Consider the following 15,082-nt stretch of genomic DNA (forward strand, 5'->3'; position numbering starts at 1 on the left):
GGGCACACCGAGCCTAGGCGAGGTGCCGAGTGGTGGGGCAAGAGCCTTTTTGGTTACTTTTGGCTGGGCCGGCATTCCGGGCTCTTTTCCAAAAGTGACCCGCTGTAAAAGCGGAACCCATAGTGGCCGTGACCGCAGAAACGGATATGTACCCGGTCTGATCCAACATCCAGGTCGGCCCAGAGGCCGCCATCGGGGGCAAGCCCCCTCCCACAAAGGTCCCTAGCGGATCTGATGCTTGTGCAACAACCGGTAGAACGTCGGTCGGGAAACGCCCAGCACCCGGGCCGCGATGCTCAGGTTGTCGCTGTGCCGGTGGAGTACGTCGCACAATGCCTGACGTTCGGCGCGGTGCTTGTAATCTTCCAGTGTCGCCATCGGCGGCGACACGGCCTGGGGGCCTTGCAGTCCCAGGTCAACCGCTTCGATCTGGCGCCCTTCAGCCAGGACCAGGCCACGGCGCACACGGTTGGCCAATTCACGCACGTTGCCCGGCCACGGGTGTTGCCCCATCGCCACCAAGGCCTCTTCGCTGAAGCTGCGCGGGCGGCGGCCGGTTTCCTGGCTATAGAAACGCGAGAAGTGATTGGCCAGCATCGCCACGTCGCCATGGCGTTCGCGCAGGGGCGCGGTGACGACTTGCAGCACGTTCAGCCGGTAATACAGGTCCTCGCGAAAGGTGCCCTTCTCGACTGCGGCCTCAAGGTCAACGTGGGTGGCAGCCAGCACCCGCACATCCACCGGGATGGGCTGGCTACCGCCCACGCGCTCGATCTGTTTCTCCTGGAGAAACCGCAACAGGTTGGCTTGCAGCTCCATCGGCAGATCACCGATTTCATCGAGAAACAGCGTGCCCCCATGGGCTGCCTCGATACGCCCGACCTTGCGCTGATGCGCACCGGTGAAGGCGCCCTTCTCATGGCCGAAGAGTTCCGACTGGATCAGGTGTTCAGGAATCGCACCGCAGTTGATCGCCACGAACGGCTTGGCGTGTCGCTGGGACTGCCGGTGCAGCATCTTGGCCACCAGTTCCTTGCCGGTGCCGCTGTCCCCCCGAATCAGTACCGGCGATTCAGTGGGCGCCAGCTTCGACAACAATTTGCGCAGTTCGCGAATGGGCCGGCTATCGCCCAGCAACTCATGCTCAGGCCCACCCACCGGGGTGTTGCCCTTGCCGCGCAGGCGCGCCATGCCAAAGGCGCGCCCCAGGGTAACCTGCACCCGCGACACGTCGAACGGCAAGGTGTGAAAGTCAAAAAACCATTCGCAGACGAAATCCCCAACGTTCTGCAGGCGTAACACATCCTGGCTGAGTACCGCGATCCATTCAGTACCGCTACGACCAATCAGCTCCTTGACCGCCTCGGGCCGCTCCAGATGACAAGGCTGTAACCGCAACAGGCCCACATCGCAGGAACGCTCGCCCACGGCTTCGAGGGTACAGCTGTCCACTTCCCATCCGACCGTGCGCAAGCCGGGCAGCAACCCGTGACAATCCTCACAAGGGTCGACGACCAGCAAGCGGCGTTGCGCAGAAGTCACAACCATGACTATTCCTTGGCGTCATTTTTTTTAATAGAAACAATAGTTTGTAGTAGCAAGATGGGAACATAGCAAAATATTGACGCGACGCTTGTACCCTTTCGCTATAACTGCGAGCAAAAAGCCATCAACCGGTAAAAAGTTGCTCGCGTGCCAAACGTTAGTTCCGCTTTCAAAACAGCCGCTTACATGACGTCAGTCAGGGAAAGTTAAAAATTCTTGTTCTAGCATGTGACCCGCCCCCCACCATCGTGCATCAGTACAAGTAACCCACCGCACGGTCAGCCCAACCGCCGGTATTCACTTGAATGGGCACAGAGAGAGACGACACACATGAACGCTCCGCTGCGCATCAACGAAGCTCTTTTGATTGCAGACCGTGCTTTCCAGCCCTTCCAGTGCGTGGCCTGGCACGATGGTCATGGCGCCCTCAGCCTGAGCGTCATCGACCGCACCAATACCCGTATCGGCAGTAAACAGCTGTCATCGACCACTTACACCGACCCGGCGCAATTGGAAGACTTGCTGTTGCAGGCACGTGCCGAGCTCGACAAAGATGGCCACCAGTTGCAGCAGTGGGCAATGCCCAAGTAAGTCGACCGGGTAACTTCCGATCACCGCATTACAGTGATCGGAAGTTGCACTGACTTATCGCGCGTTGAGGATAAATCGCTCGAACGCTTCGGCAGCACCGTCTTCGATATTACTGCCGGTGACGACGCTGGCCTGACGCTTGACGGCTTCTTCCGCCTGGCCCATGGCAATCGATAAACCGGCCACCTGAAACATCGCCGGATCGTTGCCGCCGTCACCAATAGCCGCCGTTTGCGCAAGCGGCACCCCAAGGTGCGCCGCCAGGGTCTTCAAGGCTTCGCCTTTATTGGCCAGCATCGCCGTCACATCCAGATAGACCGGTTGGGAACGGGAAACCTGAGCCAGACCCTTCACTTTGGGCTGCAACTGCGCTTCCAGCTCCACCAGCAACTGCGTGTTATTGCTCGCGGCGACGATCTTGTCGACCCGGTCCAGGTAGGGCTCGAAACTCTCCACCACCACCGGCCCATACCCCAGGCCGTCGGCTTCGCGCTGCTCCATCGGCCCTGGCGAGTCACGGCGCAGCCAGTCGCCATCGGCGAACACCCAGACTTCCACATCCGGCTCGGCCGAGAACAGCGCCAGCGTCACCAACGCCGCTTCCGCCGGCAGATGGTGGGCTACCAGAATGCTGCCATCCGGGTTGATCAACGTACCGCCGTTGAAGCCCGCCACTGGCACGTCGATACCGAACGTGTCGATCAGGTGCATCATGGCCTTGGGCGGGCGACCGCTGGCCAGGCTGAAAAACACCCCGGCCTCACGCAACGCGCGAACCGCATCGGCCGTGCGCTGGCTGAGGCGGTGATCCGGATGCAGCAAGGTGCCGTCCACATCACTGAGGATAAAACGGATGGGATGAATCGCTGCATCACTCATCCGAGGCTGTGCCAGGCACGGCCATCACGGGCCAGCAATGCATCCGCCGCCGCCGGGCCATCTTCGCCGGCCTTGTAGGCCTGGATTCCATCATCTTCTTTCCAGGCATCCAGGAACGGCTGCACGGCGCGCCAGCCGTTCTCGATGTTGTCGGCACGCTGGAACAAGGTCTGGTCACCGGTCATGCAGTCGTAGATCAGGGTTTCGTACCCCGTCGATGGTTGCATCTCGAAGAAATCCTTGTAGTCAAAACCCAACTCAATATTGGCCATCTCCAGCGTCGGCCCAGGCTTTTTGGCCAGCAGGTCGAACCACATGCCTTCATTTGGCTGGATCTGGATCTTCAGGTAGGTGGGCTTGAGTTCATCGACGTCGGTGTCGCGAAATTGCGCGTACGGCGCCTGCTTGAAGCAGATCACGATCTCGGTGTCGCGGATGCTCATGCGCTTGCCGGTACGCAGGTAGAACGGCACACCGACCCAGCGCCAGTTGTCGATCATGACCTTCAGCGCGACGAAGGTCTCGGTGCTGCTGTCAGGCGCGACATTGGCCTCTTCGCGATAGCCCGGCAGTTGCTTGCCGGCGATTTCACCGGCGGTGTACTGGCCGCGAACCGAATTGGCCCGGGCATCTTCCAGGGACCAGGGGCGGATCGCACCGACCACCTTGGCCTTCTCGCCACGCACTGCATCGGCGCCAAAGGCTGCCGGCGGCTCCATCGCGACCATCGCCAGCAGCTGGAACAGGTGGTTGGGCACCATGTCCCGCAGCGTGCCGGTTTTTTCGAAGAAATTGCCCCGGGTCTCCACGCCGACCGTTTCAGCAGCGGTGATTTGCACATGGTCGATGTAGTGGTTGTTCCAGAACGCTTCGAACAGCACGTTGGAGAAACGGCTGATCAGGATGTTCTGCACCGTTTCCTTGCCCAGGTAATGGTCGATGCGATAGATCTGCTTCTCGCTCATCACCTTGAGCAGGCAGGCGTTCAACGCTTCGGCGCTGGCCAGGTCGGAACCGAACGGTTTCTCGATGACGACGCGGCGAAAACCCTCGTCCGTCTCATTGAGCAATCCGGCACTGCCCAGGCGCTGCACCACTTCACTGAAGAAGCGCGGTGCGGTCGCCAGGTAGAACACTGCATTGGCGCTGCCGCTGTCGGCAATTTTCTGCGCGATATCGGCGTAGGTGCTGTCGTCGAGAAAGTCACCCTCGACGTAGCTGATGCCTTTGGCCAACTGGGCCCACAACTGGGGGTCCAGCGCATTGTCGGCACTCCCCCGGACCTTGCCGGCAGCCTCGGTTCGAATGAAGTCCTCGAGCTTCTTGGCAAAGTCCGCATCGCTGATGGCGTTGTGATCAACACCCACGATCCGCAGGCCATCACCCAGCAGCCCGTCGCGGCTCAGGTTGTACAGCGCCGGCATCAGCAGGCGCTTGACCAGGTCGCCATGAGCGCCAAACAGAAACAAGGTGGTGGGTGGAGCGGGTTCGGCCTTGGGTTTCTTGCCGTTGGCGGTCATTTTTTGGAAGTCTCCACGTGGCCGCCAAAGCCGAAGCGCATGGCCGAAAGCATTTTGTCACCGTAGGTGCTCTGCTGGCGCGAACGGAAACGGGCGAACAGCGACGTCGACAGGACCGGTACCGGCACCGCCTGCTCCATGGCCGCTTCGATGGTCCAACGGCCTTCGCCACTGTCGGCCACGGAACCGGAATAGCCGTCCAGCTTCGGGTCGGTCGCCAGGGCATCGGCGGTCAGGTCCAGCAGCCACGACGACACGACGCTGCCACGGCGCCAGACTTCGGCAATGTCGGCCACGTTGAGGTCAAAGCGCTGGTCTTCGGGCAGGTTGTCCGAGTTCTTGGTCTTGAGGATGTCAAAACCTTCGGCAAACGCCTGCATCATGCCGTATTCAATGCCGTTGTGGATCATCTTGACGAAGTGACCGGAGCCCGCCGGGCCGGCATGAATGTAGCCGTGCTCGGCACGCGGGTCCGCAGAGGCCGAACGGTCCTTGGTGCGTGGGATGCTGCCGATGCCAGGCGCCAGGCTCTTGAAGATCGGATCAAGGCGCTGCACGGTTTCCACGTCGCCACCGATCATCATGCAGTAGCCGCGTTCCAGCCCCCACACGCCACCGGAAGTGCCGACGTCGACATAGTGCAGGCCTTTTTCCGCCAGGGCCTTGCCGCGACGCACGTCGTCCTTGTAATTGGTGTTGCCACCGTCAATGATCACGTCACCGCTTTCCAGCAGCCCGCTCAGTTCATTGATGGTGTCTTCGGTGGGAGCGCCCGCCGGCAACATGACCCACACGGCGCGAGGCTTTTGCAGGCCGGCCACCAGGGCTTTCAAGTCGGCGACGCCGGTGGCGCCCTCCTCGCTCAGGCCTTTGACAAAGGCTTCGTTACGGTCATATACAACGGTGGTATGCCCATTGAGCATCAGGCGCCGCGCAATGTTACCGCCCATGCGGCCTAGTCCGATAATCCCCAGTTGCATGTGCTGATGCTCCTAACTGCTAAAAAATGTGTGACATAGTTTATAGCGCAATGAGGCTAATGAGGGTTAGTCCAGAGCGGATCCGTGTAGTTTCATGGTAAAAAAGTTGCCATCGTTTCACCATCACGGCGGCAAAAGTCACACGACCACCAAAAATAAAAAAGTTCCCTTGATGTGAAAAAGAATTCAAACTTGTCCACGACTGCTGCCGCTCACCTGTTTCGGCGGCGCGATCTACCCGGCTATTTGCGAGGCAAGCAATGAGCACAGCACAGATGACCCGACCGCCACAGACCCTCTACGTCAACATCCGCCGCGATGAATTGCGTCAGTTGAAGGACGAGCGCGATCAGTTGCAACAGGAAGTCCTGCGCCTGCGTTCACACCTCCAGGCCCAGCTTGAGCTGCCGTCCGGCGCCAAGCCCGCGCTCTGCTGAAGGCGCTTGGTTAGTTTGTAAGGCAATACCTACAGAAAACTCACAAAGTTTTCACACACCTGTCCCGATACTCCCGCCCGCGATGCCGCTCATGTTCTGAGCGGCCCGATGTTGCGCGCCTGTGCGCAACGATCATTTTCTGATGGGGCGCTGGATGGCGATGTTCAAACGCAGCACGACGACTGCGAAAGGCTTTGATTGGGCCGGCCTTGGCTGGTTATTCCTGTTTTTCTGGTATTTCTCGGGTATTACCCAACTGCTTATCCAACTGACCGGTACGTCCGGCTTCAGTGGTTTCCGCCAGGCATTCTTCATGAGTGCGCTGTGGCTGGCGCCGATGCTGCTGTTCCCGCGGCAAACGCGGGTGCTTGCCGCCGTGATCGGCGTGGTGCTGTGGGCCTGCTCCATGGCCAGCCTGGGTTATTTCTTCATTTACCAGCAGGAATTTTCCCAGAGCGTGATCTTCATCATGTTCGAGTCGAACATTTCTGAAGCGGGCGAATACGCCACCCAGTACTTTGCCTGGTGGATCGTGCTGGCGTTCATAGCGCACACGGCCTTCGCGGTGTTCCTGTGGACACGCCTGCGCCCGGTGTACTTGCCTCGCGGCCAATCGATCGTGGCGGCCATCGCCATCGTATTGGCCGTGGTCGGCTACCCGCTGGTCAAGCAGATCGCCACCAGTGACACGATGGAACAGGCCATTGACCGCTTTGAAACGCGGATCGAACCGGCCGTGCCCTGGCAGATGATCGTCGCCTACCGCCGCTACACCGAACAACTGGACAACATGCAAGGCATGCTGACCAGTGCCAGCCAGATTCCACCCTTGAAGAACCTCAAGGACAGCATGGCCGGCCAGCCGTCTACCCTGGTGCTGGTGATCGGCGAGTCCACCAACCGCCAGCGCATGAGCCTTTATGGCTACCCGCGCAATACCACCCCGGAACTGGACAAGCTGCGCGACCAACTGGCGGTGTTCGACAATGTCATCACCCCGCGCCCCTACACCATCGAGGCGTTGCAACAGGTACTGACCTTCGCCGACGAAGAAAACCCGGACCTGTACCTCAAGACGCCGTCGATCGTCAGCGTGATGAAACAGGCCGGCTACAAGACGTTCTGGATCACCAACCAGCAGACCATGACCAAGCGCAACACCATGCTCACGACCTTTTCCGAACAGGCCGACGAGCAGGTGTACCTGAACAACAACCGTAACCAGAACGCCCGCCAATACGACGGCGATGTACTCGCGCCGTTCTCCAAGGCCCTGGCCGATACCGCCGAGCGCAAGTTCATCGTGGTGCACTTGCTGGGCACGCACATGAGCTATCAGTACCGGTATCCGTCGACGTTCGACAAGTTCACCGATCGCCAGGGCGTGCCGCCCGGAGTCAGCGACGCTCAGTTGCCGACATACAACAGCTACGACAACGCGGTGCTGTACAACGACTTCGTGGTCTCGAGCCTGATCAAGGACTACGCCAAGACCGACCCCAACGGCTTCCTGCTGTACCTGTCGGACCACGGCGAAGACGTGTTCGACTCTGCCGGCCATGACACCCTGGGCCGCAACGAAGGCAAGCCGACCGCGCCGATGTACACCATTCCCTTTATGGCCTACGCCTCACCCAAGTGGCGCGAAAGCCACGACTGGAGCTTCGCCGGCGACCTGCAACGGCCTTACAGCAGCTCGCAGTTGATCCATACCTGGGCGGACCTGGCCGGCTTGAGCTTCGATGAACTGGACCGCAGCAAAAGCCTGGTCAGCGACAGCTTCAAGCCGCGCCCCCTGCTGATCGGCAACCCTTACGAGACCAAGCAGAAAGCCTTGATCGACTTCAGTTTGATCAAACCGAAAAAGGCCAACAGCACCGAGGTGGTGATCAAGTAACCGAGAGGCTTGCAACAGAAAGATAACAATCATTCTCGTTTAAGCCTAAAGTTCCCCGTCTCCTTTCGTCTTTGAGCCATACCCGCCCTCTCCGGGGGCGGCCTCAAAGACGACAAGGAGTTCGCCGCGATGCTCGCGCCTTTTACCCGTTCCATCACCGTTACCCTGGGCCTGTTCAGCCTTGCGCTAAGCCCTGAACTGCTGGCCGAAACCGACCCCGAACAAGCCCCCGCCGGAACCCTCGAACTGGGCGCCACCCGCGTCACCGCCGAGGGACTGGGCGCGACCACCGAGCACACCGGCGCCTACACCACGGGATCGATGAGCACCGCCACCCGCCTGAACCTGTCAGTCAAGCAAACCCCGCAATCGATCTCGGTGATCACGCGCCAGCAGATGGATGATTTCAACCTCAACACCCTGACCGACGTGTTGCGCCAGACCACCGGCATCAACGTCCAGCACAATGACTCGGACCGCGTGTCCTATACCTCCCGTGGCTACGGCATCAACAACTTCCAGATTGACGGGATGCTCAACACCTTCGGCTACATGAAGAGCGACGCCGACACCATCATCTACGACCGTATCGAAGTGGTGCGCGGCGCCACCGGCCTGACCACCGGCGCGGGCGACCCCTCGGCCACCGTCAACATGGTACGCAAGCGCCCTACCGCCCAATGGCAGGCGAAAACCGGGATCAGTGGCGCCACCCATGACAACTATTACAGCTACCTCGACGTCGGCGGCCCGCTGGCCTTCGACGGCAAGCTGCGCGGACGCAGCGTACTGGCTTACCGTGACAGCCAATCCTTTCGCGATAACTATGCACTGCAGCGGGCAGTCGGCTATGGCATTCTCGAGGGCGACCTGTCCGACGACACCGTGCTGGCCGTAGGTTTTGACTACCAGGACAAACAGGTACAAGGCACTTCCTGGGGCACCGTGCCCTACTGGAACAGCCAGGGCGGCAAAGCCGGGCTGTCGCGCTCCACCAATATGGCCGCGCACTGGAGTTCCTGGCCACTGACCGACAAGACCACCTTCGCCACCCTCGACCATCGCCTCGGCGGCGACTGGCACCTGAAGGCCGCCTACACCCATCGCCAGAGTGATACCGATGGCAAGGTGTACTACGGCGGCGCAGGCTTGCCAAATGCCGACCGCAGCGGCATGACCGCCTGGGCCAGCCATATGCGCGGCACGTCGAGAATGGAAGCCATCGACCTCAACCTGGCTGGCAGCTACGCGCTGCTGGGCCGCGAACATCAGCTGATGATGGGTTATGGCGAGGCCGCGCAACGGGACATTTCGCCGTTCATGCGCAGCAATCTGCCCAAAAGCTACTACGCCATCGAGGACTGGAAGCACATGGGCGGTATCGGCAAGTTCACCGATGATGTCACCGACCTCAAGGGCGAGCACAGCAAGAAACAACAGAAGGCCGGCTACCTCGCCACTCGGCTAAGCCTGACTGACCGTCTGCACGCCGTACTCGGCAGCCGCTACGGCAGTTGGGAGCTGGAAAGCGCCACCCCCGAATACAACGCCAATGATCAACTGACCGCTTCCGGCAAAACCCGCCAGACTCATAACGATATGTGGACGCCCTACGCCGGGCTGCTGTACGACATCACCCCGCAGTACACCGTCTACGCGAGCTACACCGACATCTTCAAGCCGCAAAGCGCCAAAGACGTCAACAAGAAGTACCTGGAGCCGGTGGTGGGCAGCAACTACGAGGTCGGCCTCAAGGGCAGCGTGCTCAACGAGCGCCTGAACCTGGCGGCCGCGTATTTCTGGAGCACCCAGGACAACGTTGCCGAGCGCGATGACGCGGTGCCGCCCAACCCGGTCACTGGCGAGGAGTACTACAAATCCGGCGGCAAAGGTAACAAGGTGAAGGGGTTCGAACTGGAGGCAGCCGGGGAAATCACACCGGATTGGAACCTGACTGCGGGCTACACCTATACCCATTCGGTAAACGGCGCAGGCCAGCGCAACAATACCGGCCAACCGTTGAACCTGTTGAAAATATCCAGCGCTTACCGCCTGCCGGGGGCCTGGCGCAACCTGACCGTGGGCGGCGCGGTGAATTGGCAGAGCGGTATCCATGACTTCGGCAATCGGCCCACGGGCCAGCGCGATGACGAAGGCAACTCGATCACCACGCGGGCGAAGATCGAGCAACAGGGCTACACCGTGGTCAACCTGATGTCGCGCTACCAGTTCGACGAACAGCTTGCGGCATCGATCAACGTCAATAACCTGCTCGACAAGAAATACTACGAGCGCGTCGGTTTTTACAATGGCGTGTATTGGGGCGATCCGCGCTCGATTACCCTGGCCTTGGACTGGAGGTTGTAGCGCCCTGCTCCGCGAAGTTGAAAAACATTAACTTCGCGGGCCAATTTCGTTAATTCCCACTTAATAAGCTAACGCCATAGTCGCCCCACGATCTGATCACGGAGTGACCGGACACTTATCACTTTTAATGGGAATACCGTCATGAAACTTTCGACACTGATGTTTGCCAGCCTGATAACCCTGACCTCCGCCGCGGCCTTTGCAGAGGGCGGTTCAGAGCGCTCCAGGGAGTTCTACAACAACTTCAGCTTCATTCAGCAAACAACCCACGGCAAGGCCGAACAGCAAGTTGTGTCCGCCGATGGCAAACCGACTAAAGCCACTACTGCCGAACCTGCTCAGCCCAACAGTTGATTTAATGCTGAGTTAATTCGCACGTACCCTGTGCCAACCCGCTCCTTTGGCAAAGGTTCTATTGGGCGCCATTCAATGGCGCCTTTTTTTGCAGTGCTTTTATTACAGCGCCTTGTTCCAGAACAACATGCGGCCATGGGCGGGATCAAATACCGAATCGTCAAAACCGAACTTTCGATACGCCGACTGCGCCAGCGCATTGCCTTCAAGCACTTCCAGGGTGATCTTGCAGCAACCGCGCTGCCGGGCGATTTCCTCGACCTTCTGCAGCATCTTCTGACTCAACCCCAAGCCACGAAACTGTTGCGCCACTACCACATCGTGGACATTGACCAAGGGCCGACAGGCGAACGTCGAAAACCCCTCGAAGCAATTGACCAGCCCGGCCGGGACACCCCCAACGAACGCCAGCACACTGAACGCATGAGGGCGCTTGGCCAGTTCCGCAGGCAGTTGCTGCAACAGATCGGCCGCCAAACGGTGGCCGCCGCCCATCGGGTCCTCAGCATAGTGGTTGAGCAGCGAACCGATGGCATCGGCGTGTACGGCGTTGGTGTAGCTGGCTTGCAGCACCAGGATGTCTGGGGTGTCCATTTCCTTCCTCGATAACGACAACCAGGGAACCGATTCCCTTTGAGAAGGGTAATTGTAAGCATGGAGTCGGCAGTAGATGAAGGAGATTAACGACAAATGTCTGACAGAAAGCGCGTAGATTGCGCGCATCCAATGCCTCAAACGAAGTGAACACGGGGTTCTCAGGTGCCGAAGCGCTGCAGCTGCATTTCGCGCAAGCGGCTCAAGGTGCGACGAAAAGGAAACGCCAGGTAGCCTTCGGTATAGAGGCGCTCCAGCGGCACCTGGGCCTCGATGAACAACGGCACTTTACGGTCATAACATTCATCCACCAGCGCGATAAAGCGGCGCACGCTGTCATCATGCCTGGACAACTCTGGCAATTGCCGATCCCCCGCAACCACGCGTTCGGCGCCGTCTTCGGTACCACGGGCAATGCGACCAGGGCGCTGCTGTGCGCTGAGGTTGGGCACCTCTGCCAGCAGGATGGCCTTGAAGCGATCGCACAGCAGCATGAAATCCATCGCGGCCAGGGGTTGTTCGCAGAGTTCGGCGTAGCGGCACCACAGTACCGCGTCACTGGCCTGCACCGCCGCTATCGTGCGATGCCCCACGTTCACCACCTTCTCGTGGCTGATGGTTTGCCCGTCGCTCATCTGCCTGAACAGCGTGGCCAATACATCGGGCCGATTGACCCAGTAGCGCTGCAGGCCGACGCCGGGATGCAAGCGATGATCCTCGCCGCCGTCCACGGCCACCACCTGCATATGCCGCTTGATCGCCTCGATACCCGGCAAGAACCGCTCACGGTTGAAACCTTCGGCGTACAGCTGCTCAGGGGGTTGATTGGAGGTACACACCATCACCACGCCCTCCTCGAACATCACCTGAAACAGGCGGCCGAGAATGATTGCGTCACCGATGTCATTGACGAACAACTCGTCGAAGCACAGTACGCGCACCTCCCGGCTCAGTTCCCGCGCCACCGCCTGCAGCGGGTCCCGGGTACCGGTGAGCTGGAACGAGCGCTGGTGCACCCAGCCCATGAAGTGATGAAAATGCTGGCGGCGCGCGGGCACGCGCAGGCTCTGATGGAACTGGTCCATCAGCCAGGTCTTGCCGCGCCCCACCGGGCCCCACAGGTAAACACCCGCAATCGGCGAACCGCCCTGGTGCAACGCCTGATGACAGGTTTGCAAGGCCTGCACCCCACGGCGCTGAGCGTCGTCGGGCACGAAGCCTTGCTGAGCGATAGCGTGTTGATAAGCGGCGAGCGGCGAGTCGAAAGTCATGGGTGCCAGTATGACGCACAACGCGAACGCCAGCCGCGCAATCTTCACCCTCAGCCCAGTTCCGCACGCAGTTGGCGCGCCGCCGTGACCAGGTGAATCAACGCCGCTTCCGTCTCCGGCCAGCCACGGGTTTTCAGGCCGCAATCGGGGTTCACCCACAATCGCTCAGCCGGAATCCGCTTGGCTGCCTTGCGCAGCAAGTCAACCATCTGCGCCACCTCCGGCACCCGTGGCGAGTGGATGTCGTAGACGCCAGGGCCGATGTCGTTGGGGTAAGCGAAGGCTTCGAACGCATCCAGCAACGCCATGTCCGAGCGCGAGGTTTCAATGGTGATGACGTCGGCATCCATCGCCGCAATGGATTGGATCACATCGTTGAACTCGCTGTAGCACATGTGGGTGTGGATCTGGGTCTCGTCACGCACGCCGCAGGCACACAGGCGGAACGCTTCGGTGGCCCAGTCCAGGTAGTGTGGCCATTGCGCTTGACGCAAGGGCAAGCCTTCGCGGAACGCGGCCTCGTCGATCTGCACGATCCTGATACCGGCGGCTTCCAGGTCCACCACTTCATCGCGCAGCGCCAGGGCCAGTTGCCGGGCCTGCTCTTGGCGACTCACGTCCTCCCGTGGGAACGACCACATCAGCATGGTCACCGGGCCCGTCAGCATGCCCTTGAGCACCTTGCGCGTGAGGCCCTGGGCATAGCGAATCCACTCCACCGTCATCGCCTTCGGACGGCTCAGGTCACCATAGATCAGCGCCGGTTTCACACAGCGCGAACCGTAGCTCTGCACCCAGCCGAAACGGGTGAAGGCGTAGCCGTCCAATTGCTCGGCGAAGTATTCGACCATGTCGTTACGTTCGGCTTCACCGTGCACCAGCACATCCAGGCCGAGGTTCTCTTGCACCTCGACCGCGTGCCTGATCTCGCTGTGCATCGCTTCGACGTATTCGGCTTCGCTCAACTTGCCGGCCTTGTACGACTGGCGCGCCAGGCGGATCGACGCGGTTTGCGGGAACGAGCCGATGGTAGTGGTAGGAAACAGCGGCAGGTTGAGGCCGGCCCGTTGTTTCTCGATACGCTGGGCGAAGGGCGACTGGCGCTGGCTGTCGTTGGCGCTGATAGCGGCCACGCGCGCTTGCACGGCGGGCTTGTGAATACGCGGCGACGCGGCGCGCGCAGCCTGTACCTCGCGACTCTTAGCCAGCGCCGCCAGCACCTGCGGCGCTTCGGGCTGGTCGAGGGCCTGGGCCAGTACCGCGACTTCCGTGCACTTTTGCAAGGCGAAGGCCAGCCAGCTCTTCAACTCGGCGTCCAACTGATCTTCGCGCGCCAGATCCACCGGGCTGTGCAGCAGTGAACAGGACGGCGCGACCCACAGGCGCTCACCGAGTTTTTCCTGAGCATGTTGCAACGTCGCCAAGGCTTTTTCCAGGTCGCAGCGCCACACATTACGGCCGTTGACCACGCCCAGGGACAGCACTTTATAAGCCGGCAAGCGATCGAGAATGGTCGGGTATTGCTCCGGTGCCCGTACCAGGTCGATGTGCAGGCCGTCGACCGGCAGATTGGCGGCCAGGCCGAGGTTTTCTTCCAGTCCGCCAAAGTAGGTGGCCACCAGTTTCTTCAACGGGTCACGCTGGATCAGGTTGTAGGCACGCTCAAAAGCGTTCTTCCACGCCTGCGGCAGATCGAGCACCAGGATCGGCTCGTCGATCTGCACCCACTCGACACCCAGTTCGGCCAGGCGCTGGAAGATCTGGCCGTACAGCGGCAGCAGGCGGTCGAGCAGGTCAAGCTTGTCAAAATCGCCGCCCTTGGCCTTGCCCAGCCACAGGTACGTCAGCGGGCCGATCACCACCGGCTTGACGGTGTGGCCGAGGTCGCGGGCTTCCTGGACTTCTTCGAACAACTGCTCCCACCCCAGGTGGAATTGCTGATCGACGCTGAACTCCGGCACCAGGTAGTGATAGTTGGTATCGAACCACTTGGTCATTTCCTGGGCGTGAGCGCCGGCGCAGCACGCATCGCTGACGCCACGGGCCATGCCGAACAACGTCTGCAACGTGGCCTGGCCATCGGCCGGGCGGAAACGCTCCGGGACCACGCCAAACATCAGCGAGTGGGTCAGCACCTGGTCGTACCAGGCGAAATCACCCGCGGGCAGCAGCTCGATGCCGGCCTGTTTCTGCAGGTCCCAATGGGCCTTGCGCAAGTCACGCCCCACGGCGCGCAGGCCGGCTTCATCGAGCTCGCCCTTCCAGAACGCTTCCTGCGCTTTTTTCAGTTCACGGTCGCGTCCAATGCGCGGAAATCCGAGGGAATGAGCGACTGCCATGACTTTTTATCTCCAATGTCGGTATCTATGGCGGTCATTGTCGGGAGACAGCAATGATGAGACAAACTCATTTTTCTCGAGATGAACACAAAATTCATTCATACAGGACGGATACTACTGCTCGCCCCAACAGCCATTCAGACAGCAACGCAAAGCCGCAGCGCCCACCCGTAACCACAATGCGAAGCGAGTCGCTCTTGATCTTGATCTGCTTTTGATCTCAGGCGCCCCGTTAAACCACGCTGGCCGAACGCAGGCTTGAATCCGTGGGTAACCCGGCAGGACGCCGGGTTAGCCGCACTGGGCCA

12 protein-coding genes are annotated in these 15,082 nt (G+C 60.4%); 5 read left to right on the top strand and 7 right to left on the bottom strand.

The window, feature by feature from the left end; translation table 11 throughout:
* Nucleotides 1–222: 222 nt before the first annotated feature.
* Complete coding sequence (locus CIB54_RS26770) at nucleotides 223–1,548, bottom strand: sigma-54 dependent transcriptional regulator (protein WP_065952515.1); 1,326 nt, start codon at nucleotides 1,546–1,548, stop codon at nucleotides 223–225.
* Between the two features lie 327 nt (nucleotides 1,549–1,875).
* On the opposite strand from CIB54_RS26770, the gene CIB54_RS26775 reads away from it, so the two are divergent.
* Entirely contained in the window at nucleotides 1,876–2,136 is a 261-nt protein-coding gene (locus tag CIB54_RS26775; RefSeq protein ID WP_057722166.1) for a hypothetical protein, read from the top strand.
* Nucleotides 2,137–2,190: 54 nt separating this feature from the next.
* On the opposite strand, the gene CIB54_RS26780 is transcribed toward CIB54_RS26775, so the two are convergent.
* Genes CIB54_RS26780 through gnd form a run of 3 tightly spaced genes read right to left on the bottom strand, consistent with a single transcriptional unit; the run spans nucleotide 2,191 to nucleotide 5,515 of the window.
* Entirely contained in the window at nucleotides 2,191–3,015 is an 825-nt protein-coding gene (locus CIB54_RS26780; RefSeq protein WP_101221448.1) for an HAD family hydrolase, read from the bottom strand.
* Complete coding sequence (gene zwf, locus CIB54_RS26785) at nucleotides 3,012–4,535, bottom strand: glucose-6-phosphate dehydrogenase (protein WP_065952513.1); 1,524 nt, start codon at nucleotides 4,533–4,535, stop codon at nucleotides 3,012–3,014. The genes CIB54_RS26780 and zwf overlap by 4 nt, the downstream gene beginning before the upstream one ends.
* Nucleotides 4,532–5,515 carry a phosphogluconate dehydrogenase (NAD(+)-dependent, decarboxylating) gene (gnd, locus tag CIB54_RS26790; protein ID WP_065936262.1) on the bottom strand — a complete coding sequence of 328 codons (984 nt, stop codon included), beginning with the start codon at nucleotides 5,513–5,515 and terminating at the stop codon, nucleotides 4,532–4,534. Before gnd ends, zwf begins: the two co-directional genes overlap by 4 nt.
* Before the next feature lie 260 nt (nucleotides 5,516–5,775).
* On the opposite strand from gnd, the gene CIB54_RS27540 reads away from it, so the two are divergent.
* From CIB54_RS27540 to CIB54_RS26805, 4 genes are all read left to right on the top strand, one after another.
* On the top strand, nucleotides 5,776–5,952 hold the full coding sequence (locus CIB54_RS27540; RefSeq protein WP_256544602.1) for a DUF6026 family protein: 177 nt from the start codon (nucleotides 5,776–5,778) through the stop codon (nucleotides 5,950–5,952).
* Between the two features lie 154 nt (nucleotides 5,953–6,106).
* On the top strand, nucleotides 6,107–7,849 hold the full coding sequence (locus CIB54_RS26795) for a phosphoethanolamine transferase CptA (protein ID WP_065952720.1): 1,743 nt from the start codon (nucleotides 6,107–6,109) through the stop codon (nucleotides 7,847–7,849).
* Between the two features lie 129 nt (nucleotides 7,850–7,978).
* Nucleotides 7,979–10,216 (top strand): TonB-dependent siderophore receptor, encoded by a 2,238-nt coding sequence (locus CIB54_RS26800; RefSeq protein WP_101221449.1) that lies wholly within the window; start codon nucleotides 7,979–7,981, stop codon nucleotides 10,214–10,216.
* A gap of 141 nt (nucleotides 10,217–10,357) precedes the next feature.
* The gene (locus CIB54_RS26805; protein WP_065952511.1) at nucleotides 10,358–10,570 is read left to right on the top strand and encodes a hypothetical protein; all 213 of its coding nucleotides are present in this window, start codon (nucleotides 10,358–10,360) and stop codon (nucleotides 10,568–10,570) included.
* A gap of 102 nt (nucleotides 10,571–10,672) precedes the next feature.
* On the opposite strand, the gene CIB54_RS26810 is transcribed toward CIB54_RS26805, so the two are convergent.
* The 3 genes from CIB54_RS26810 to metE form a co-directional block, all read right to left on the bottom strand.
* Nucleotides 10,673–11,164, bottom strand: coding sequence for a GNAT family N-acetyltransferase (locus CIB54_RS26810; RefSeq protein WP_065952510.1), 492 nt, complete (start codon nucleotides 11,162–11,164; stop codon nucleotides 10,673–10,675).
* A 161-nt stretch (nucleotides 11,165–11,325) separates the two neighbouring features.
* Nucleotides 11,326–12,435, bottom strand: coding sequence for a cell division protein ZapE (zapE, locus tag CIB54_RS26815; protein ID WP_101221451.1), 1,110 nt, complete (start codon nucleotides 12,433–12,435; stop codon nucleotides 11,326–11,328).
* A 50-nt stretch (nucleotides 12,436–12,485) separates the two neighbouring features.
* Nucleotides 12,486–14,774, bottom strand: a complete 2,289-nt coding sequence (gene metE / locus CIB54_RS26820; protein WP_101221450.1) for a 5-methyltetrahydropteroyltriglutamate--homocysteine S-methyltransferase — start codon at nucleotides 14,772–14,774, stop codon at nucleotides 12,486–12,488.
* Nucleotides 14,775–15,082 lie beyond the last annotated feature (308 nt).

It is taken from the genome of Pseudomonas fluorescens, from assembly GCF_002837185.1.
GTDB lineage: Bacteria > Pseudomonadota > Gammaproteobacteria > Pseudomonadales > Pseudomonadaceae > Aquipseudomonas > Aquipseudomonas fluorescens_AM.

Bases quoted from the DNA above. Each gene is read 5' to 3' on its own strand.
- CIB54_RS26770 (WP_065952515.1), bottom strand. From the start codon at position 1,548: ATGGTTGTGACTTCTGCGCAACGCCGCTTGCTGGTCGTCGACCCTTGT.
- CIB54_RS26775 (WP_057722166.1), top strand. From the start codon at position 1,876: ATGAACGCTCCGCTGCGCATCAACGAAGCTCTTTTGATTGCAGACCGT.
- CIB54_RS26780 (WP_101221448.1), bottom strand. From the start codon at position 3,015: ATGAGTGATGCAGCGATTCATCCCATCCGTTTTATCCTCAGTGATGTG.
- zwf (WP_065952513.1), bottom strand. From the start codon at position 4,535: ATGACCGCCAACGGCAAGAAACCCAAGGCCGAACCCGCTCCACCCACC.
- gnd (WP_065936262.1), bottom strand. From the start codon at position 5,515: ATGCAACTGGGGATTATCGGACTAGGCCGCATGGGCGGTAACATTGCG.
- CIB54_RS27540 (WP_256544602.1), top strand. From the start codon at position 5,776: ATGAGCACAGCACAGATGACCCGACCGCCACAGACCCTCTACGTCAAC.
- CIB54_RS26795 (WP_065952720.1), top strand. From the start codon at position 6,107: ATGGCGATGTTCAAACGCAGCACGACGACTGCGAAAGGCTTTGATTGG.
- CIB54_RS26800 (WP_101221449.1), top strand. From the start codon at position 7,979: ATGCTCGCGCCTTTTACCCGTTCCATCACCGTTACCCTGGGCCTGTTC.
- CIB54_RS26805 (WP_065952511.1), top strand. From the start codon at position 10,358: ATGAAACTTTCGACACTGATGTTTGCCAGCCTGATAACCCTGACCTCC.
- CIB54_RS26810 (WP_065952510.1), bottom strand. From the start codon at position 11,164: ATGGACACCCCAGACATCCTGGTGCTGCAAGCCAGCTACACCAACGCC.
- zapE (WP_101221451.1), bottom strand. From the start codon at position 12,435: ATGACTTTCGACTCGCCGCTCGCCGCTTATCAACACGCTATCGCTCAG.
- metE (WP_101221450.1), bottom strand. From the start codon at position 14,774: ATGGCAGTCGCTCATTCCCTCGGATTTCCGCGCATTGGACGCGACCGT.